The sequence below is a fragment of the Lysinibacillus sp. DFXJR4 genome (assembly GCF_057196045.1).
This window is the reverse complement of the sequence record NZ_JBXUNW010000012.1, coordinates 49,826-68,400: the sequence shown is the minus strand read 5'-3', so window position 1 is coordinate 68,400 and position 18,575 is coordinate 49,826. Positions and strand designations below refer to the sequence as shown.

Here is an 18,575-nt window from a genome sequence, read left to right as displayed (position 1 = left end):
CTAAAAGAAAACGACCAATTGGATGGTTTTTTTACCACCCAATTTTAAGGGCTTGAGGTGATGTGAATGAGTTGGCGGCCTACTAAACAGGATGAAATGACATTACAGCAGCAAATTATCCAGTGGATTACAGGACATATTGAGCGAGGAGATTGGGTGGCTGGAACGAAGCTACCAACACAAAGACAGCTTGCAATGCAGTTTGGAGTCAATCGTAGTACCGTTCAGCAGGCGTTAGAAGAGTTAAAGTCAGCTGGCATACTAGAGGCAAAGGTTGGCTCAGGTATTTATGTAGCTGATAATTCCTGGCATTCGTTAATTACACAAACACAACCAAATTGGCAAAAGTATATAGACACCAGTCTTCATAAGCCCAATTATCACACCATTCAATTAATCAATGAATATGAACAGCGCAATGATGTCATTCGCTTAGGAACTGGAGAGCTTGCACCGAGTTTACTGCCAACAGCTGATATTGAAGCATCACTGAAGGAGCTTACTTTGCAGCCGAAAGCGTTAGGTTATTCATCGCCTCAAGGTAATGACAGGCTACGAGCTGCAATTTGTGAATATGTGAAAAAAAGAGGCATCCATGTGAAGCCTCAAAATATTTGTATTGTTTCAGGCGCACTTCAGGCATTGCAGCTGATTGCTGTGGGATTGCTAGAGCAGGGCGCTATTGTGTTCCAGGACCAAACATCTTATTTAAATTCAGTGCATCCCTTTCAGTCAGTGGGTATGCAAATGATGGCTATCCACCGAGGTGACCAACTTGCCCAAACATTGGCTCAACAAAAAAGAAAAAGACAGGCAGTCTATTATGCTGTTCCTACGCTAAACAATCCAACTGGTGAGGTATGGACAACGCACGAAAAAAAGCAACTTTATGAAGCGTGTAAAGCGTCCCGCATTCCTATTATTGAAGATGACGTTTATCATGAATTGCTCTTTGAAGCGGCAACACCTCCACTAAAATCAATGGATGATAGCGGCCAAGTCCTTTATATTGGAAGTGTCTCGAAAACATTAAGCCCTGGACTTCGTATAGGCTGGCTAATTGGTCCAACGACAGTGATTGAACGATTAGCAGATATAAAGATGCAAACAGATTACGGTTCAAGTGCCATCTCGCAGGAAATTGTCTTACATTGGTTACAATCTGGTAAATATGAAAAGCATATTGAAGACTTACGCCAAAAATTACAGAAAAGGGCACATTATGTAGAGACTATTTTAAAAGAAAAATTCAATGATTTGGCTGACTGGAACAAGCCAAAGGGAGGCTTTTACATTTGGCTAAAGTTTCATGAGCCTATTGTTGATAAAGAGTTATTTACTAAGCTATTATACCGACAAGTCCTTATCAATCCTGGGTATATTTATGATCCACAGGATGCCCATCATATCCGATTGTCCTATGCCTATGGAACCTATGAAGAATTACAGAGTGGCTTGGAAAAGTTGTATGAATGTGTAGAGGAAGCGGTTCAAAAATAAATCTATTATATATTAGTTTAGATTCTGTTTTAGAACCATACGATAAGCTAATCATGTCATGAACCAAGGAAAAATGATCAGGTACTCAAATAATTTTGAGCCTGATCATTTTTTGACTTAATGATTATTCCCGTTACTAGTGGGCAACTTGACCGCCATCTACAGCATAAATATAACCATTACAGAAGCTTGCAGCGTCTGAAGAAAGGAATACTACTACTTCAGCGATTTCTTCTGGTTTCGCAGAGCGATGCATAGGAACGTTAGAAACAACTTCTTCCCATACTGCTGGATTGTCTTTCCACATTTGAGTCATAGGTGTTTCTGTTAAACCAGGTGCCACAGCGTTTACTCGGATACCATCTTGGGCATGGTCAATTGCGGCTGCTTTTGTTAAACCAGTGACGGCATGTTTTGCTGTAACGTATGGAGCCATATTTGGATCAGCAATTAAACCAGCAACTGATGCTGTATTTACAATTGTACCGCCACCGTTAGCAATCATGTATTCAAGCTCATGTTTCACAGCGAAGAATACGCCTTTTACGTCAACTGCCATCACTTTATCAAATGCATCTTCTTCAATATCAACAAATTTTGCTGGTGTATTTAAAACCCCTGCATTGTTGAAAGCATGATGTAACCCACCAAATGTTTCTACAGTTTTTTGGACAAGTGATTTCAATTGCTCAGAGCTAGTTACATCTGTTTTAAAAAATGCAGCTTCTCCACCATCCTGTTGAATGAGCGCAGCACGCTCATCAACATCACCTATTGCTACTTTCGCACCGCGGCGTGCAAAAGCAAGCGCTGTAGCACGACCAATACCAGTAGCTGCTCCAGTAATTAAAATAACTCGACCTTCAAAATCTTTTATGCTCATAATTTTATCTCCTCATGTGTATAAATTTGTTGTTTACATGCGTAGTATAGCTTCGCATAAAAAACGTATTCAATACTTTTGTAAGAATGAGCTTCTTTATAGTAATAAGCGTGAGAAGGTGAGAAAAATGCAAATTACACAAATAGACTTGGAACATATGTCGAAAGCAGCCTTGGATTTAGAGATATCTCACCTCATTAAGCAAAACGATAGCGCGTTTAGAAGATGATATTGAGGTGCCGCTCTTTGATCGAAAAGGGAAATCTATTCGTTTAAATGATTATGGGCGTATTTTTTATAAGATGGCTAAAAATGCTCTAGATGATTTGCAAGAGGCAAAAACAGAAATTCAAGAACTGGCTAATATTCAAGAAGATAGTATAGCGATTAATGTAATGAATTCTAAGCTCTTACCAAAATTGTTGCATTTGGGGTCATGTTACTAGCAGGGCAATTATCCTTTGGCGCATGGCAAACCGATTACTGAAAAATGACCAAACAACAAAAGATATCACAGTGGATTTAAAAGTTATTCTAAATCAAATTGTGGAAATGGCGCGTCCAGTTTCTTATTTCGCAGCAGTAATGGGACTTGCATTAATTTCTATTGCGATTGCAGGTGTCTATTTCCAACTCTTTGCAGCACCACCTGAGGAACCGATTTCAGGACGCTTTGCAGACTACCCAATGCTGGAAGCTTCATTTATCTCAGGTCTATACGCACTTACTGGTATAGGAGCTATTTTATTACCATTCTCATTAGCGAATCGAGAATCATTTGTGGTGAAAATAATGGGTGCTTTTTGGACAATTACAGGTATACTTTTCACTTTATTCGGCGCTTTAAATTATTTCACTCATATTGGATTAATTATCAATACCCAATAAAGATTCAGTGGAGTCCGTCCTGTGATTATGATATAAATAACAAGAAGGTAGCCATAAATGAGGCTACCTTCTATTATTATTATTAACATGAAGAAAGGTTCTGATTTTGTGCTTACTATTCTACCAGCAAAAGAGATATACCTTAAAGGAAATGGACATGCGATATTGCTTTTACATTCCTTCACAAGTCATACAAGAGATATGAAGAAAGTTGCTACGAAGCTACATGAAAAGGGCTATACATGTTATGTACCGCTATACCGTGGTCATGGTCATGTTCCAGAGCAGTTATTACAGTACAATGTTGATGATTGGTGGCAAGATGTGATGAAGGCCCATCATTTTTTGTGGAATGAAGGCTATCAAAAAATTTCCATTATCGGTTTATCCATTGGTGGTATTTTCACATTGAGGCTTGCACAATTAGAAAAGCTAGAGCGAATCATTATTTTATCGGTACCGATTGATAAGGAGCCAGCACAGTTAAAACAAAGAATCATTGACTATGCCTATAAATATAAAAATATTGAGGGTAAATCAGCGTCTGAAATTTCAAATGAAATAGAGCCGTTTAACGACATGCCATTGGACTCTTTGATCGCATTTCAGCATTTTATTAAAGAAACGATGCAACAACTTAATAAAATCACGATTCCCATCGCTATTTTCTACGGCGAAAAGGACGAGGACCTATACGCGCACAGTGCTGAAGTCATCTATCAGCGTGTGCATTCTACTAAAAAGATCAAAAGGGGCTTTGAAAACTCCAAACATTTAATGACATTAGGTCGGGAGCAAGATGAAATCATTAAGGAAATAATGGATTTTCTATAATCGAAATTTCGATAAAAAGTGAAAGAACATAGCGTTAAGAGGTATTGACTACCAATAATATTCATGATACTATTATCTCGAATTAGAGATATTTTAATTTGAGATAATTATTTCGAAATTAAGATCAATTAAGTCCCAGTGCAATTGTAGCTGCCGCTATGATTTCGAAACAAAAAACATTTGCCGAATTGATATAAATAAGGCATAATCCCATCATAGAGCATCAAATTTTAGGGATGGAATCTATGGAACTAGCAAATAAGTTTAGTAGAAAAGAGAAGGAGTGAAATATATGGGTTTTAAAGAGTATAGAGGTGAAAAAATTACAGTTTATTTTGATGGAGACATTTGTCAACATGCGGCTGAATGTGTTAAAGGATTGCCAGAGGTGTTCAATGTTAAAGCGAAACCATGGATTTCACTAGATCATGCAGATGTAAAAAATGTGGTAGAAGTAATTAATAGATGCCCAAGTGGTGCATTAAAATATAAAATTTAAAGGAGCATTACTGCAATGGAAATTAAACAGGGTACTCAGTCATTTTATATCGGAAACGAAGAAAATAGTGAAGCCGAGGTTCATTTTGTTCGTGTAGGAGAAAATCGAATCATTTTAGATCATACACATGTTGCAGAACATTTAAGAGGCCAAAATGTAGGTCAGCAATTAGTTAAGGCAGCAGTTGAATATGCCAAAAAGGAAAAATTACAAGTCATCCCATTATGTCCTTTTGCAAAAGCTGAGTTTGAAAAACATCCTGAATATCAAGAATTATTAGGATAGCCATCCATAACATCGGAAAAGTAAATACAAAGGACAAGCATTTGACCATCTGAAGAACTATGAAAAATTGAGTTCCTTGATAATAAAAAATATCACACCTCTATTCAGGGGTGTGATATTTTTAGATCTCTATTTCGAGATTGTATAATAATCCATTCCTTTAAAATCTAGATGTTCTTTAGGCGGAGTTGTTATGGAATATTGTTTAGTCATCCCAATTTTCTCTAAAATCCTTACCGAAGGAGTATTTTGGGGAAATACCGTCGTCACTATTTCATCTAATCTTAAGGTAGAAAAACCATAATCTAATAAGGCTTTTGCCGCTTCAGTAGTAAGCCCTCTTCCTCTAAAATCTTTATTGAGACCATAATAGATTTCAATTTTTGTAGAATCTAAATCATAGGGACCAAGACCACAAAAACCAATAAAGCAATTTGATTCTTTCAAAATAATACCAAGATTTAATTTATAAATTTTCTCTAGGGTATTTTTATTATTGCAATCCATAGACCATTGTATTATTTCCCCGACTTCTTTTAGGGAAGGTGGGGTTTCAGGAATATAATCATAAAAATTTGGCTCCGATATTATATTAAACAAATCTTTAGTGTCTTCCAATTGATAAGGTCTAATAATGAGTCTTTCGGTTTCGATTAATAAATTCTTGAAAATAGTCTGATTTTTAATTTCGTTATTCATCCTTCAATTCTCCTTTGTACAATTTCACACAGAAAAAGATGCATACTTAAAATAACTATATTTGTTAATATTGTCAAATTGCAAATTGAAATTTCCTGAGCGTTTGCTTAGAAAAAAGAATAATCTAGATAAAGAACCCATACATTTTTAAATAACGATTTCTTTATGAAGAGGTGAATAATTGGAGAATATGCCAGAGGGCTATTTTTATGTTCCACAGCCTATTCGAAAGGATGGAGCTGGAGGGGTGGATAAAGGGCCAAGAGACATTATGAGGGACCTGGAAAATCCCGATATGCTTGTCCCTCCAAAAACAGATGCTGGACTTATTCCAAATCTAAGATTCTCTTTTTCTGATACACATATGACCTTAAATAAAGGCGGATGGTCACGAGAAATTACTGTGCGTGATTTGCCAATTGCTAAGACATTGGCAGGGGTTAATATGAGTTTGACACCTGGTGGGGTACGTGAGCTGCATTGGCATCAACAAGCAGAATGGTCCTATATGCTTCTAGGTCATGCCCGTATTACAGCAGTCGATCAAGATGGCAGAAATTTCATTGCCGATGTGGGGCCGGGAGATTTATGGTATTTTCCACCTGGAATTCCTCATTCCATACAGGGGCTTGAGGGCGGCTGTGAATTTCTTCTAGTATTTGATGATGGTAATTTTTCAGATCTCAATACATTTTCAATATCTGATTGGTTTGCGCATACACCTAAAGAGGTGCTGTCAGCCAATTTTGGTGTTCCGATTAGCGCCTTTAAACATATTCCAAATGAACAAGTCTATATTTATCAAGATAAAGTGCCAGGACCTATCGACACTCAAAAGGTCGAATCTCCATATGGTGAAGTTCCTCAAAGTTTTAAACATCGTCTACTTGCACAAACCCCTATTAAAACACCAGGTGGCAGTGTTAGAATTGTAGATTCCTCTAACTTTCCAATTTCCCAAAATATAGCGGCAGCGCTTGTAGAAATTGAGCCTGGTGGAATGCGAGAATTACATTGGCACCCGAATAATGATGAATGGCAATATTACCTACAAGGAAAGGGGCGTATGACAGTGTTTGCCGCTAATGGTGCGGCCAGAACATTTGATTACCGTGCGGGGGACGTCGGTTATGTGCCATTTGCTAACGGTCATTATATTGAGAATACTGGAACAGAAACATTATGGTTCCTTGAAATGTTTAAAAGCAATCGTTTCCAGGATGTGTCGTTAAATCAATGGATGGCGTTAACTCCGTCTGAGCTAGTGCAAAGCAATTTACAAGTTGGCTCGGAGTTCCTTAAGGTATTGAGAAAGGAAAAATGGCCAGTTGTAAAATATCCTGGATTTTCCTATTTTCCGAGGTAAATCTATCGAAAAGCAGGTGAAGAAAGATAAATTCTCTTTCACACCTGCTTGTTTTTAGTATTGATATTTATTTCGTGTCGCAAGCACAATAGCAATAGCCGGGACCGTACAAATCAGCATCGCTCCAAAGGATAGACCAGGGGAAATCTCGTATAAATAACCGCCTAAAAATGTAAGAATGGCAGTACTTAATCCCATTGCTAGGGCAGAATAAAGTCCTTGTGCATTTGGAATTTGTTCCTTCGGTAATGTTTTAGTCAAATAGCCAATAAAGGCAAAATGCGCAAGGGCAAATGACATTGCATGCAAGGTTTGTGACGCGATGAATACCCAAACATTAGGGAAAAGATAAATAAGTAACCAACGTAAGGAGGAGCCACTTGCTGCTAAAAGCAATAAAGAGGATGAGCGCCATTTTGTAAATAATGTATCTGCCTTCATAAAGTAAAGGATTTCACAAATAACCGCTATGTTTATAATCATCCCCATATAAAATGGATCGACATGTAAATCACCCAAATATATATAACCGTAGCTATAATATGAAGCATGTGCACCTTGTAATAGGATGACGATGAATAAAACAATAGGGAAGCCTTTAATAGTCCATAGTGTTTTCATCGACAGCGATTTTGCTCGTTGTTCTTTTGTTGGTACCATAAGCAATTCTTTTGGTGTTGCTAGCTGCTGCATCAACAGCATACCGATAAGACCAAGAACCATACTCCAAAAAATAACATCCTTGCCAAATACACCTGTCAGCATACTAATAATTAACACCGCAATAACAAAGCCAAAAGATCCATATGAACGACTTTTACCATAGTGAACATTTCCGTGCTGGACTAATGTAGCGGCACTACTTTCAACGGCAGGTAGAAGAGCTGGGTAAAAAATACTAAATAAAATAGTAACAATTAAAAGCAAATTAAAGCTTGTGCTTGGTAAGTAAAGGAAAGTTGTTATAAGTGCGCCAGTCGCAAGAATTGTAATAAGTCTTTTATTGTGCACATACTTAGCAAGGGTTGGAAAGAAAAACAAATTTGAAGTAGCTCGAGCTAAAAGACCACAGCCCATCACAACACTAGCCTGTGAGACAGTTAGATGCTTGACATCTACGAGCCAGCCTGTCCAATAAGGCAAGAAAATACCCCAAGTAATAAAAAATGCAAAGAAATTCTGAGAAAGCCATCGTTGATTATTCATAAATTTACCGTACCTCCATTAACTACGTTGAATAATAGCACGTTCGTCGGTACAATAATGTGAGATATCTCATATTTTTTAGGAGAGAATAAAAAATGCATATACTGACAGCTAAAAAACGCTTACATTATCTAGAAAAATACCCGATTCATGATTTCTTTTCATTTGATATTTACCCTTATCTTGAAGTATGTCAATTTGACAAAGGGGAATGGATTTTTAAAGAAGGATCTTTTCCAGATACGCTTTATTACATGGTGGAAGGGAAAGCAAAGCTATATATGACCCATAAAAATGGTAAGGTTTCACTTATTGAATATTTAGAGGCACCACGTTTTATGGGGGAAATCGAGCTGCTAAATGAAGCAAGATATACGAAAGGAATCCAAACGGTAACAGAAACCATTTGCTTTTCTATTACACAGGCATGTAAAGAAAAACTCCTGGCTGATGCACTCTTTTTACGAAGACTCTGCGTGTTTTTAGGAGAGAAGGCGACAAACATGACAGCTAAATATACACAAAATTTGGCATATCCATTCGAAAATCGTTTAGCTGCCTTTATTCAGTTATCCGCAGATCAAGGTATTTATAAAGAAAGGCATACAGAAATCAGTGAATATTTGGGGGTTTCCTATCGGCACCTATTATATGTCTTGGCACAATTTTGTGATGAAAAGATTTTGGAAAAGAAAAAGAATGGTTATTACATTATTGATGAAGACCGTCTTCAACGATTGGCACAGGAAGTTCAGTAACTAGAGCTAATAGATCAGTAAATACTATATAAAAATAATTAAATTTTTTCTATGTACAATTTAGCCTTGGCGATAATGCTGCCATTGAGATGGAAACTTTTTAATAGTAAAGTGCTGAGAAATATAGGGGATTCATTAGATTTTATCAGCTCAGATCTGAAAACGAAATTAACAGACTTCATAAAAAGAAGTCAAACTCAAGCTTATTATATTCACTTTTTTTAACCAACCAGCGAGCAATTTCCTTGCCGCTACAATAAAGGCTAATTTCATTGATTCTTTGAATTTGAGGGGTCATATTGAGGGTTTTTTCTGTAACGTCAAAAGGAATTATTCCTGTACAAAAATGCATGTTGGGTGAAAATGGCTTGTGCTTTACCTCAGTGGAAGTTGAAAATGTAGTATCATACGCTTTTCCAGATTTCTGTGCATTTTGGAATGGACAAGCAAGTAATGCTCCTTGTTCACATGGTGTACTTGGTGAGTAAAAATTACTTTTCATTCATCATGCCCCCTTTTGTCGTTAATTTTATTGTACAAGATATCGGGTTTAAAAAGTCTTTATTTACAAGGCTTTAACGAAAACTTAAAGGATAGTATATAAAATAGTAATTTGTAACCGTATTCATGCCGTTGACTGATAAAAATCATAGAAAACCGATATAAATTCCCGATAAAAAACAGAACTCAAACTATTGTGAATTTTTCTAACACAAAGTATTATTGTAAGTAGATTTAACGTGAAGGTTTTCACATAGTCACGTAATCGTAAGGAGGAATTTTGATGAGTGCAATTCGAGTAGGTATTGTAGGATATGGAAATTTAGGACGCGGGGTAGAATACGCTATTTCACAAAATCCAGATATGGAATTAGTAGCAGTATTCACACGCCGTGACCCTTCAACAGTAAACGTTGCAAGTAATGCCAAAGTGTATGTAGTGGATGATGCTGAAAAATTCCAAAATGACATTGATGTAATGATTTTATGTGGAGGCTCTGCAACAGATTTACCAGAGCAAGGTCCACACTTTGCACAATGGTTTAATACAATTGATAGCTTTGATACACATGCGAAAATTCCTGAGTTTTTTGAAGCAGTGGATGCAGCAGCACAAAAATCTGGTAAAGTTTCAGCCATTTCAGTTGGTTGGGATCCAGGTTTATTCTCATTAAATCGTGTACTTGGTGAGGCTGTACTTCCTGTAGGTACAACATATACATTTTGGGGAGATGGCTTAAGCCAAGGGCATTCAGATGCTGTACGTCGTATCGAAGGTGTAAAAAATGCTGTACAATATACATTACCAATTAAAGATGCTGTAGAGCGCGTTCGTAACGGTGAAAATCCTGAGCTGACAACACGTGAAAAACATGCCCGTGAATGCTGGGTTGTCCTTGAGGAAGGTGCGGATGCAGCAAAAATTGAACAAGAAATTGTGACTATGCCAAACTATTTCGACGAATATAATACAACTGTAAATTTCATTTCTGAAGAAGAATTTAAAGCAAACCATACTGGTATGCCACACGGTGGTTTTGTCATCCGCAGCGGTGAAAGTGGCGCTAATGATAAACAAATTCTTGAATTCTCATTAAAACTTGAAAGTAATCCAAACTTCACATCAAGTGTTCTAGTAGCCTACGCCCGTGCAGCCTATCGTTTAAGCCAAGCTGGGGACAAAGGTGCGAAAACAGTATTCGACATTCCATTCGGGCTGTTATCACCTAAATCAGCTGCTGAATTACGTAAAGGGCTATTATAATTTTTCCCCTCGATTATCTCCCTACCGATAATCGAGGTTTTTTACTGTAAAATGAAAGTGGTGGATAGGATCAATGAACTGATGAAGAGAAAAGCCAAAGTGATGGATAGAACTACAAAACTGATGGTTAGAATCTCTCCTAAGTCTAACGTTTTTTTGAAAAATTGGGTATAGATGATATATTAGTGAAAACAATATTTTTTGGAGGAGCAACTATGCCATTTTGCCACGTTAGTAAGGCTAATATTTACTATGAAATGATTGGAGAGGGAATACCAATCGTTATGCTTCATGGATATTCGCCAGATCATAGATTAATGAAGGGGTGTATGGAGCCCATTTTTATCGAAAGGGAAGGCTGGAAACGAATCTATATTGACCTTCCAGGAATGGGAGAGACGACAGACTATGAAGAAATTTTTAATTCAGATGAGATGCTAGAGGCTGTAATAGAGGTAATCCATTCCCTAATACCAAATGAACCCTATCTTTTAGTAGGGGAATCCTATGGTGGTTATTTAGTTCGAGGAATTATGAGGGATAATGAAGAAGAAATTTTAGGGGCTGCATTTATTTGTCCGTTAATTATTCCAGAAAAGCAAAAAAGAACAGTACCAGAGCAAAGGATTATCCTGTCTGATAAAGAATTTATATCCACATTGACGAAGCAGGAGCTAGAAGATTATAGCTCACATCTAGTTGTTTTAGATGAACATCATTGTAACCGATACATGAATGAGGTAGTAGCAGGACAAGAAAAAGCTGACGTGAACTTTTTAGAAAAAGTACTGCAAAACTATAGCTTTTCCTTTCCTGTTGATGAAACGTCATTTGAAAAACCTTGCTTATTTTTACTAGGTAAACAGGATTCTATGGTTGGATATAAGGATGCATTTGATATTATTGAAAAATTCCCTAGAGCAAGCTTTACGATTTTAGATAAGGCTGGTCATAACTTGCAAATTGAACAAGCTAATTTGTTCAATAGCCTTATTGATGAATGGTTGGATAGAGTAGTGGAATTTACTGAATAAAAAATAGAAACCTATGAATTTATTGACTTAAGTGCTCAATAAATTCACAGGTTTCTTTTCTATATTTCATTTCTCATTAGAATCTATTTTAATTTCTATTGTCTCCAATCTTTCTTTCGTGACATTTCCTTCTTTATCCATCGTATGAACGATTGGTGTGATGAAAATGGAGGATGCATTCGCCTCAAAATGATTTAAAATTACTTTACCATTTGAGGAATTATCAGTTATTTTATTCGTCAATGTTTCAGATGTGTCATAATAATGATTTTCAAAATTATCAACTATGTCTAAAGTTATGAATTCTGTAGCAAAGTCTAAATTACAGCTAAAGTAAATGGTCGCTGTATTTTGTGAAATTGAAATACGATTAAAAATAAATTCATGCTGTTTTGAAAAGAGTTTTTCAGATAAAGTTACATCCTTAATTGGCAATATGGAGGCCATAGATGGAAAATTTACTAAGCTAGCAGAACAAATTCCGATGGCAAGAATGGATGCAATGGTCCATTTACGGATTTTCTTCTTTCGTAAGAATTGCTTCTGTAAGATGGTTTTTATAACCTTTTGCTTTTCATTTTTCGAGACCTCTACCGGTGTTATATCATCTATATCCAACATTAGAAAGTTTTTTTCTTTACTCATGTCCAACACTCCTGTAATTTAGGATTTTTAGCAAGCTTTTTTTTTCCTCTATATAAGCGATTTTCCACAGCAGATTTTGAAATATGTAGTATTTCTGCTATCTCGTTATTTGTATATTCAAGATAATACCTCATTAAAAATAAATCTCTATCTAAATCAGGCAGATGCATGATTTCAAGAAGTAATTGTTCTTTCGCATACAATTTATCTAGCTGTTGTTCAATATTATCTGGTGCGATAAGGGGAGGAATATTTTCCATCGGTAGCGTTGCCAGTTGCTTTTGCTGTTTTCTGTATAGATCAATTGCTTTATATTTAGTAATCATCCCTATCCATCTTTTAAAATCCGCTTCCTCCCCAATAAAATAATTACTTTTTTGCCAAATAAGGAGGAATACATCATTCACACATTCCTCAACCAGCATATAATCAGATGGTTTTTCTAAAATTTTAAGCGTAATTGCCTTTACAAATCCCAAATAGTGTTCAACGACATATTTCAATGCTTTTTCATCATGCCGCTGAAGACGCTGGATAAAATCATTCATTTTGTCACTCCTTATAATCGTTATACATACTATAACGAAAATTTTGTGGAACACTCGCGCAAAAATGGAAACTTTTCTTTGGATTTATCTAGTTTTGTGTCGTGCTATTAAGAGGAGGTTGTGAAAAATAAAAATGCTTTGCAGTTTGTCATAATGCGGATAACCCCAAATACTTTAAAGTATTTGGGGTTATTGTTAAATAATAGAGATTTACAAGACTTTTTTTATAGTAATCATGCTTCTAATATAGTTCTATTATTCATATCTTTATATGATCAGTTTTTTTCTTACTATAGTATCCGAAAGCAATTACACCAATTGTACAACCAAAAATTATTCAATTAAATCTTTAGTGTTACTAGATTTTTTCATAGTTAACGTGCCTTATTATATTTTATCTTTCAATAAAAAACAGTTTATATATGTAAAATATATTAATTTATTGATAATGTATTGAAACTATTATTAGAATCATGTTTAATTAACGTGATTTACATTTTATACATATTATTCCTACAAGCTATTTGAGAAAGGAGAGAGAGATTTTGCGTACATTTAAAATTAATACAAAATTTAATTTGCTTCTAGTGGTAGTCATTATATGTTTAAGCATTATCATTGGTGTTGTTTCCTATGTGCAAGTCAAGGATATTATGCGCAATAATTTCGAGCAAAGTATAACGCATCTTTCAAAGGTTGGTTATCTGTTGCTTGAAGAACGATTCAAAGGTGACTGGGCAATTAAAGATGGAGAGCTTTATAAAGGTAATACGAAAATGGTTGACCAAGTGAATTTTGTGGATGAAGTAGGAGAAAGCATCGAAGGTGGTGTAACGATTTTTCAAGGTACAAAAGGGCTGATTACTAATTTACAGCTCAATGGAGACCGCTTAGTTGGCAAGGATGCTGATCCTAAAGTTATTGAAGAGGTAATGAAGAAAGGCAATACATTTATAGGTGAAGCGGATGTTGTTGGAACAAAATATTTAACACTTTATGCGCCTATAAAAGATGCAAATGGCGATATTATTGGGATGTGGTTTGTGGGTGAAACGATAGATGAGGTTCAACAGATTATTTTCGCATTTATTGGCAAGCTGTTTATTGTCATGTTTATTGGAGCCGCTATTGCAACTTTAGGTAGCTTCCTTTTCACAAGAGCATTTGTAAGACCACTTCAGGAAATGAATCGTCAACTTCGAGATATAGCAGAAGGAGAAGGGGACCTTACAAAACAGCTACAAATTAATTCAAGGGATGAAGCAGGCGAGCTTGCACAATCCTTTAATAAAATGCTGACGAGTTTAAAGAGCTTAATGCAACAAATTGCCCAAACATCTCAACAGGTTGATTTATCCTCTGATACCTTAACGTCTCAGTCAGAGCAATCAGCAGAAATGACAAGAGCACTAGCCTCAACCCTACAAGATTTAACTCAAGGCTCTAAAACGACATTACATACAACAGCGGAGAGCTTAACAGCCATGCAGGAAATGGCGATTGGTATTCAGCAAGTGGCTGAAACTGCTTCAACTGTGTCAGATGCTGCTGATGTAATGGGACAAGAGGCAGCACAGGGAAATGATTCCTTAAATCGCGTGATGTCGCAAATGACAATTATTAATGATTCATCTGATCATGTAGAGAAACAGGTACGGATATTAGGTGAACAATCCCAGCAAATAGGCAATATTGTTGATGTGATAACAAGCATTGCCGATCAAACGAACTTACTTGCCTTAAACGCTGCAATTGAGGCAGCACGTGCAGGGGAACAAGGAAAGGGCTTTGCTGTAGTAGCAGATGAGGTACGAAAATTAGCTGAGCAATCGAAGCAATCAGCAGATCAAATTGCGGCTCTTATACTTTCGATTCAACACGATACTACCAACGTGATTACGGCTATTTCGAGTAATACGAAGGAAACTGCTGCCGGAATGGAAGTTGTTGATGAAACAAAAGAGGCATTCCAAAAAATTATGCAGTCCATAGGAGGAGTAAGTACACAGCTTCATGACATTTCAGCGGTGACTGAGCAAATGTCAGCGAGTATAGAAGAAGTAACAGCTTCCTCAGAAGAAATGGCTCGTATTGCTAGTAGAGCAACGGATAGTTCAGAGCATGTAACAGTCACTGCTAAGGAGCAACTAGCCTCCATAGAACAAATGGCTTCTTCGGCAAAGGAGATGGCTCAGCAGGCAGATGAGCTTCAGGGCTTATTAAAGAAATTTAATTATTAAAAGTTAAATTGTGAAACCACCTAACACCTCTAAATTTTATTGAGGGTTAGGTGGCTTTTTTATTACTAGATCCTAGTAGTTAGAAACTTCGATTAGATTTCCATCTGGATCCCGAATATAAACAGATGTTATGGAGCCAACTGCTCCTGTTCTTTTAATGGGCCCTTCTTCAATTAAAACACCTAACTTATTTAAATGGTTTACCACTTCAGATAAAGGAAAATCAGTAATCAAACATAAATCAGCACTACCAGAAGTAGCTTTTGTAGCTTTAGGTTCAAACTCTTTGCCTACCTCGTGTAAGTTTATTTTTTGTTGCCCGAAACTAAGTGCCTTTCTTCCTTCTCCAAATGTAACGGTATTCATACCTAATACTTCTGTATAAAATGTACATGTTTCATTAATATTTTTAACTGTCAGAACTAAATGATCAATATGTGAAATATGCATATTCAACCCCCTCGTAAATCTTTATTTTGTCATCATTCTACTGAATTTTAATTGGAAAGTCTAACTTGCGCAGTTCATTTTTTTGTATTGTGTACCATTAATTGAGAGGTTTGCTGTATAAAGTTGGAAATACGATGTAAAGCACGACGTAAAAAATTTTTTCTCATTGTTCTATATGAACCAACTGAAAACATTACTGACAGCGGATGTCAGTAATGTTTTTTTATAATTGGGATATTAATTACAAAAGGAAGTGTCTATGATGAACGCAAACGTATATTTGTATGTATTTGATACAATGTCAGACTGGGAGGTAGGCTATTTAATTGCTGAACTAAATTCAGGAAGGTATTTTAAAAAGGAACTAGTACCTTTAGGGGTGATTACAGTAGGCATTGATAAAAATGCTGTTACGACAATGGGAGGATTGAAAATAATACCAAGCGTTTCTATTGATGAGTGTATTTTAAAAAATTCAGATGTTTTTGTACTTCCAGGAGGAAATACTTGGATGGAATCGATACATGACCCCATCCTGAAAAAGGTATCTACATTTTTAAAGGAAGGAATTGTTGTTGCTGCAATTTGTGGTGCAACAGTGAGACTGGCAAATGAGGGGTTATTGGACTCTAGAAGACACACTAGCAATCATCTAGAATATTTAAAAATGGTTTGTCCTAATTATAGTGGAGAAAAATATTATGAAATAAAACCAGCCGTAACTGATGGTAATTTAATTACTGCATCAGGAATAGCTCCTTTGGAATTTTCCATACATGTATTGAAATTGCTGGATGTATTTGCACCCGAAACATTACATGCATGGTTTAAGCTGTATCAGACACAAGAACCAAAATACTTTTTTGATTTAATGAATTCTATTGAATAGCAAATGGAAGGAATAAAAGCGATGATCGCTGTCTTGCCAGCAATTATTTTTTCACAAAGGTTCCCATAATGGATATATATCAGTAAAATAGAGTAGGTTAGGGGGACTTTATTTTGAAAGATCAACGCTTTAAAATTGCGCATCGCGAGGCGCTTATTGGTGTCGTGCTTGTCATTATCAACTTTGCCATTTGGTTTGGCTTTGCCTATGGTCTAGGTTCTGGTGATCCGACAACCTATACGTATGTTTTCGGTTTTCCTGCATGGTTTTTCTATAGCTGTATCGCAGGGACAGGCTTTATGATACTTCTCATTTGGCTTGTGATGAAACTCTTCTTCAAAGAGGTACCATTTGAGGATGAGGAGGTGGATCGATAATGCATTGGCAAGTTATTTTTCCACTGCTATTATTTTTAGTTATTATCTTTGGCATTGGCGTCTGGGCTAATAAGCATGTACGTTCCTCCAATTCATTTTTGCAGGAGTACTTTCTGGGTGGTCGTGAAATGGGCGGTTTTCTCTTAGCGATGACCATGATAGCAACGTATGGTAGTGCAAGTAGTTTTATTGGTGGTCCAGGCGTTGCTTACACGAAAGGTCTAGGTTGGGTATTGCTAGCAATGGCACAACTTCCTGCCGGCTATTTTGTGCTAATGATTTTAGGGAAGAAATTTGCCATTCTTGCAAGACGTTATCATGCCATTACATTAATTGATTTTTTACGAGAGCGCTATAAAAGTCATGTAATTGTCATCTTATCAGCAATTAGTATTATTGTCTTTTTATTTTCTGCTATGATGGCACAATGGGTAGGTGGTGCACGTCTTATAGAATCATTAACAGGCTTAAACTATACAGCAGCACTCTTTATTTTTGCCATTTCCGTTTTAGTGTATGTCATCATCGGTGGTTTTCGTGCTGTTGCATTAACAGATACGGTGCAGGGCTCTATTATGGTTATTGGAACGATTATATTATTAATTGGGACAATTGTTGCTGGTGGAGGGATCGATCGAATTATGGCATCACTTGTTGTGGAAAATCCAAATTTCGTCTCTCCATTTGGTGCGGACGGAGAATTAACGCCATTATATGTTTCTACATTTTGGATTTTAATTGGTGTTGGCGTTGTTGGGCTTCCACAAATCGCAGTTCGTGCCATGAGCTATAAGGATTCAAAAAGCATGCATTTAGCCATTATCATTGGCACTATTGCCATTGGGACAATCATGTTTGGAATGCATTTAATTGGTGTTCTAGCACGCCCGGTTTTACCAGGAATTGAGATTGGGGACAAGGTAATGCCGCTACTGACCTTAAAGGTTTTACCGCCATTTTTAGCAGGTGTGGTCTTAGCTGCACCAATGGCAGCCACAATGTCAACGGTCAACGCTTTATTGATGCTTGTAAGCTCCACTGTTGTGAAGGATATTTACCTAAATTATATAAAACCGACAGCCAATGATACAGAAATTAAGCGGGCCAGCTTTATTGTCACGACTGTTATCGGTTTAGCAGTTATCGTTTTTGCGTTGAATCCACCAGATTTATTAGTGTGGTTGAATTTATTTGCCTTTGGTGGACTTGAAGCGGTCTTTATTTGGACCGTTGTATTAGGACTATATTGGAAGAAGGCTAATAAGTACGGTGCTATTGCGTCAATGTTTTCAGGCATGATTTTATATATTATTATTGATCGTTTTTACCCGTCTGTCTTCGGAATGCATACTGTGACTATCCCAATTGTCGCTTCTTTATTCATCTTTGTAATTGTAAGTTTATTAACAAATCATAAATTTAAGGAAGATAAGTTATTTATTTAACTTCTTTCAGCAAATGTTTGTTGTATCGAAAGCACTTTTATGAGAATAAGTGAATCGACAGCAACACTGTTTATCTGTGCGAAAGCGAAGCGACAGCAACACGGTTTTATCTGTGCGAAAGTGAAGCGACAGCAACAACAACAACAGACAACTGAGTGACCAACATCATGTTGCTGCCGCTACGTTAGCACTACGCTTTCGCACAAAAAACATCATGTTGCTGCCGCTACGTTAGCACTACGCTTTCGCACAAAAAACATCATG

20 protein-coding genes and 1 pseudogene are annotated in these 18,575 nt (G+C 36.6%); 14 read left to right on the top strand and 7 right to left on the bottom strand.

All coding sequences use genetic code 11. The annotated features are described in order from the left end of the window. Positions 1–66 precede the first annotated feature (66 nt). Positions 67–1,500, top strand: coding sequence for an aminotransferase-like domain-containing protein (locus AC2CGN_RS19080; protein WP_429985399.1), 1,434 nt, complete (start codon positions 67–69; stop codon positions 1,498–1,500). A 136-nt stretch (positions 1,501–1,636) separates the two neighbouring features. Here AC2CGN_RS19080 and AC2CGN_RS19075 read toward each other — a convergent pair whose 3' ends face one another. Further along, positions 1,637–2,383 carry an SDR family NAD(P)-dependent oxidoreductase gene (locus AC2CGN_RS19075; protein ID WP_484515585.1) on the bottom strand — a complete coding sequence of 249 codons (747 nt, stop codon included), beginning with the start codon at positions 2,381–2,383 and terminating at the stop codon, positions 1,637–1,639. Between the two features lie 206 nt (positions 2,384–2,589). On the opposite strand from AC2CGN_RS19075, the pseudogene AC2CGN_RS19070 reads away from it, so the two are divergent. From AC2CGN_RS19070 to AC2CGN_RS19050, 5 genes and pseudogenes are all read left to right on the top strand, one after another. After that, positions 2,590–2,829, top strand: a pseudogene (locus tag AC2CGN_RS19070) (LysR family transcriptional regulator); the annotation flags it as partial. A 22-nt stretch (positions 2,830–2,851) separates the two neighbouring features. Further along, the gene (locus AC2CGN_RS19065) at positions 2,852–3,271 is read left to right on the top strand and encodes a DUF981 family protein (protein ID WP_484515583.1); all 420 of its coding nucleotides are present in this window, start codon (positions 2,852–2,854) and stop codon (positions 3,269–3,271) included. Positions 3,272–3,358: 87 nt separating this feature from the next. After that, positions 3,359–4,105, top strand: coding sequence for an alpha/beta hydrolase (locus AC2CGN_RS19060; protein ID WP_484515581.1), 747 nt, complete (start codon positions 3,359–3,361; stop codon positions 4,103–4,105). 292 nt (positions 4,106–4,397) lie between these two features. Next, positions 4,398–4,604 carry a (4Fe-4S)-binding protein gene (locus AC2CGN_RS19055; RefSeq protein ID WP_286924942.1) on the top strand — a complete coding sequence of 69 codons (207 nt, stop codon included), beginning with the start codon at positions 4,398–4,400 and terminating at the stop codon, positions 4,602–4,604. A 15-nt stretch (positions 4,605–4,619) separates the two neighbouring features. Next, a complete protein-coding gene (locus AC2CGN_RS19050; RefSeq protein WP_286924941.1) occupies positions 4,620–4,889 on the top strand; it encodes a GNAT family N-acetyltransferase in 270 nt (89 codons plus the stop codon). Between the two features lie 129 nt (positions 4,890–5,018). Here AC2CGN_RS19050 and AC2CGN_RS19045 read toward each other — a convergent pair whose 3' ends face one another. Then, on the bottom strand, positions 5,019–5,588 hold the full coding sequence (locus tag AC2CGN_RS19045) for a GNAT family N-acetyltransferase (protein WP_286924940.1): 570 nt from the start codon (positions 5,586–5,588) through the stop codon (positions 5,019–5,021). Positions 5,589–5,778: 190 nt separating this feature from the next. On the opposite strand from AC2CGN_RS19045, the gene AC2CGN_RS19040 reads away from it, so the two are divergent. Continuing rightward, positions 5,779–6,954 (top strand): oxalate decarboxylase family bicupin, encoded by a 1,176-nt coding sequence (locus AC2CGN_RS19040; protein ID WP_484515654.1) that lies wholly within the window; start codon positions 5,779–5,781, stop codon positions 6,952–6,954. Between the two features lie 54 nt (positions 6,955–7,008). Here AC2CGN_RS19040 and AC2CGN_RS19035 read toward each other — a convergent pair whose 3' ends face one another. Continuing rightward, complete coding sequence (locus AC2CGN_RS19035; RefSeq protein ID WP_484515578.1) at positions 7,009–8,160, bottom strand: MFS transporter; 1,152 nt, start codon at positions 8,158–8,160, stop codon at positions 7,009–7,011. Positions 8,161–8,255: 95 nt separating this feature from the next. On the opposite strand from AC2CGN_RS19035, the gene yeiL reads away from it, so the two are divergent. After that, a complete protein-coding gene (yeiL, locus tag AC2CGN_RS19030) occupies positions 8,256–8,918 on the top strand; it encodes a transcriptional regulator YeiL (RefSeq protein ID WP_429979949.1) in 663 nt (220 codons plus the stop codon). A 178-nt stretch (positions 8,919–9,096) separates the two neighbouring features. Here the strand turns inward: yeiL and AC2CGN_RS19025 are convergent, their stop codons facing one another. Continuing rightward, on the bottom strand, positions 9,097–9,420 hold the full coding sequence (locus AC2CGN_RS19025) for a hypothetical protein (protein WP_429979948.1): 324 nt from the start codon (positions 9,418–9,420) through the stop codon (positions 9,097–9,099). Between the two features lie 282 nt (positions 9,421–9,702). Here AC2CGN_RS19025 and AC2CGN_RS19020 point away from each other — a divergent pair, with 282 nt between their 5' ends. Together AC2CGN_RS19020 and AC2CGN_RS19015 are read left to right on the top strand one after the other, a co-directional pair. Then, a complete protein-coding gene (locus tag AC2CGN_RS19020) occupies positions 9,703–10,683 on the top strand; it encodes a diaminopimelate dehydrogenase (RefSeq protein ID WP_484515576.1) in 981 nt (326 codons plus the stop codon). 215 nt (positions 10,684–10,898) lie between these two features. After that, on the top strand, positions 10,899–11,717 hold the full coding sequence (locus tag AC2CGN_RS19015; protein WP_484515574.1) for an alpha/beta fold hydrolase: 819 nt from the start codon (positions 10,899–10,901) through the stop codon (positions 11,715–11,717). Positions 11,718–11,783: 66 nt separating this feature from the next. Here the strand turns inward: AC2CGN_RS19015 and AC2CGN_RS19010 are convergent, their stop codons facing one another. Together AC2CGN_RS19010 and AC2CGN_RS19005 are read right to left on the bottom strand one after the other, a co-directional pair. Further along, positions 11,784–12,362 (bottom strand): hypothetical protein, encoded by a 579-nt coding sequence (locus AC2CGN_RS19010; protein WP_429981940.1) that lies wholly within the window; start codon positions 12,360–12,362, stop codon positions 11,784–11,786. After that, positions 12,359–12,910 carry a sigma-70 family RNA polymerase sigma factor gene (locus AC2CGN_RS19005; RefSeq protein ID WP_429981939.1) on the bottom strand — a complete coding sequence of 184 codons (552 nt, stop codon included), beginning with the start codon at positions 12,908–12,910 and terminating at the stop codon, positions 12,359–12,361. Before AC2CGN_RS19005 ends, AC2CGN_RS19010 begins: the two co-directional genes overlap by 4 nt. A gap of 545 nt (positions 12,911–13,455) precedes the next feature. Between AC2CGN_RS19005 and AC2CGN_RS19000 the strand changes: the two genes are divergently transcribed. Further along, positions 13,456–15,150, top strand: coding sequence for a methyl-accepting chemotaxis protein (locus AC2CGN_RS19000; protein WP_484515571.1), 1,695 nt, complete (start codon positions 13,456–13,458; stop codon positions 15,148–15,150). A 72-nt stretch (positions 15,151–15,222) separates the two neighbouring features. Here the strand turns inward: AC2CGN_RS19000 and AC2CGN_RS18995 are convergent, their stop codons facing one another. Continuing rightward, on the bottom strand, positions 15,223–15,600 hold the full coding sequence (locus AC2CGN_RS18995; protein WP_484515569.1) for a VOC family protein: 378 nt from the start codon (positions 15,598–15,600) through the stop codon (positions 15,223–15,225). Between the two features lie 259 nt (positions 15,601–15,859). On the opposite strand from AC2CGN_RS18995, the gene AC2CGN_RS18990 reads away from it, so the two are divergent. The 3 genes from AC2CGN_RS18990 to panF all read left to right on the top strand — a co-directional run bounded on the left by AC2CGN_RS18990 (position 15,860) and on the right by panF (position 18,311). Next, positions 15,860–16,489: a type 1 glutamine amidotransferase family protein gene (locus tag AC2CGN_RS18990; RefSeq protein ID WP_484515567.1), complete on the top strand. Its 630-nt coding sequence runs from the start codon at positions 15,860–15,862 to the stop codon at positions 16,487–16,489. Positions 16,490–16,602: 113 nt separating this feature from the next. Further along, the gene (locus AC2CGN_RS18985; protein WP_286926823.1) at positions 16,603–16,866 is read left to right on the top strand and encodes a YhdT family protein; all 264 of its coding nucleotides are present in this window, start codon (positions 16,603–16,605) and stop codon (positions 16,864–16,866) included. Next, a complete protein-coding gene (gene panF, locus AC2CGN_RS18980; protein WP_484515565.1) occupies positions 16,866–18,311 on the top strand; it encodes a sodium/pantothenate symporter in 1,446 nt (481 codons plus the stop codon). Before AC2CGN_RS18985 ends, panF begins: the two co-directional genes overlap by 1 nt. The last annotated feature ends 264 nt before the right edge of the window (positions 18,312–18,575 follow it).

Excerpts from the sequence above, each read along its gene's own strand:
- AC2CGN_RS19080 (WP_429985399.1), top strand. The coding sequence starts at position 67 with ATGAGTTGGCGGCCTACTAAACAGGATGAAATGACATTACAGCAGCAA.
- AC2CGN_RS19075 (WP_484515585.1), bottom strand. The coding sequence starts at position 2,383 with ATGAGCATAAAAGATTTTGAAGGTCGAGTTATTTTAATTACTGGAGCA.
- AC2CGN_RS19065 (WP_484515583.1), top strand. The coding sequence starts at position 2,852 with ATGGCAAACCGATTACTGAAAAATGACCAAACAACAAAAGATATCACA.
- AC2CGN_RS19060 (WP_484515581.1), top strand. The coding sequence starts at position 3,359 with ATGAAGAAAGGTTCTGATTTTGTGCTTACTATTCTACCAGCAAAAGAG.
- AC2CGN_RS19055 (WP_286924942.1), top strand. The coding sequence starts at position 4,398 with ATGGGTTTTAAAGAGTATAGAGGTGAAAAAATTACAGTTTATTTTGAT.
- AC2CGN_RS19050 (WP_286924941.1), top strand. The coding sequence starts at position 4,620 with ATGGAAATTAAACAGGGTACTCAGTCATTTTATATCGGAAACGAAGAA.
- AC2CGN_RS19045 (WP_286924940.1), bottom strand. The coding sequence starts at position 5,588 with ATGAATAACGAAATTAAAAATCAGACTATTTTCAAGAATTTATTAATC.
- AC2CGN_RS19040 (WP_484515654.1), top strand. The coding sequence starts at position 5,779 with ATGCCAGAGGGCTATTTTTATGTTCCACAGCCTATTCGAAAGGATGGA.
- AC2CGN_RS19035 (WP_484515578.1), bottom strand. The coding sequence starts at position 8,160 with ATGAATAATCAACGATGGCTTTCTCAGAATTTCTTTGCATTTTTTATT.
- yeiL (WP_429979949.1), top strand. The coding sequence starts at position 8,256 with ATGCATATACTGACAGCTAAAAAACGCTTACATTATCTAGAAAAATAC.
- AC2CGN_RS19025 (WP_429979948.1), bottom strand. The coding sequence starts at position 9,420 with ATGAAAAGTAATTTTTACTCACCAAGTACACCATGTGAACAAGGAGCA.
- AC2CGN_RS19020 (WP_484515576.1), top strand. The coding sequence starts at position 9,703 with ATGAGTGCAATTCGAGTAGGTATTGTAGGATATGGAAATTTAGGACGC.
- AC2CGN_RS19015 (WP_484515574.1), top strand. The coding sequence starts at position 10,899 with ATGCCATTTTGCCACGTTAGTAAGGCTAATATTTACTATGAAATGATT.
- AC2CGN_RS19010 (WP_429981940.1), bottom strand. The coding sequence starts at position 12,362 with ATGAGTAAAGAAAAAAACTTTCTAATGTTGGATATAGATGATATAACA.
- AC2CGN_RS19005 (WP_429981939.1), bottom strand. The coding sequence starts at position 12,910 with ATGAATGATTTTATCCAGCGTCTTCAGCGGCATGATGAAAAAGCATTG.
- AC2CGN_RS18995 (WP_484515569.1), bottom strand. The coding sequence starts at position 15,600 with ATGCATATTTCACATATTGATCATTTAGTTCTGACAGTTAAAAATATT.
- AC2CGN_RS18990 (WP_484515567.1), top strand. The coding sequence starts at position 15,860 with ATGATGAACGCAAACGTATATTTGTATGTATTTGATACAATGTCAGAC.
- panF (WP_484515565.1), top strand. The coding sequence starts at position 16,866 with ATGCATTGGCAAGTTATTTTTCCACTGCTATTATTTTTAGTTATTATC.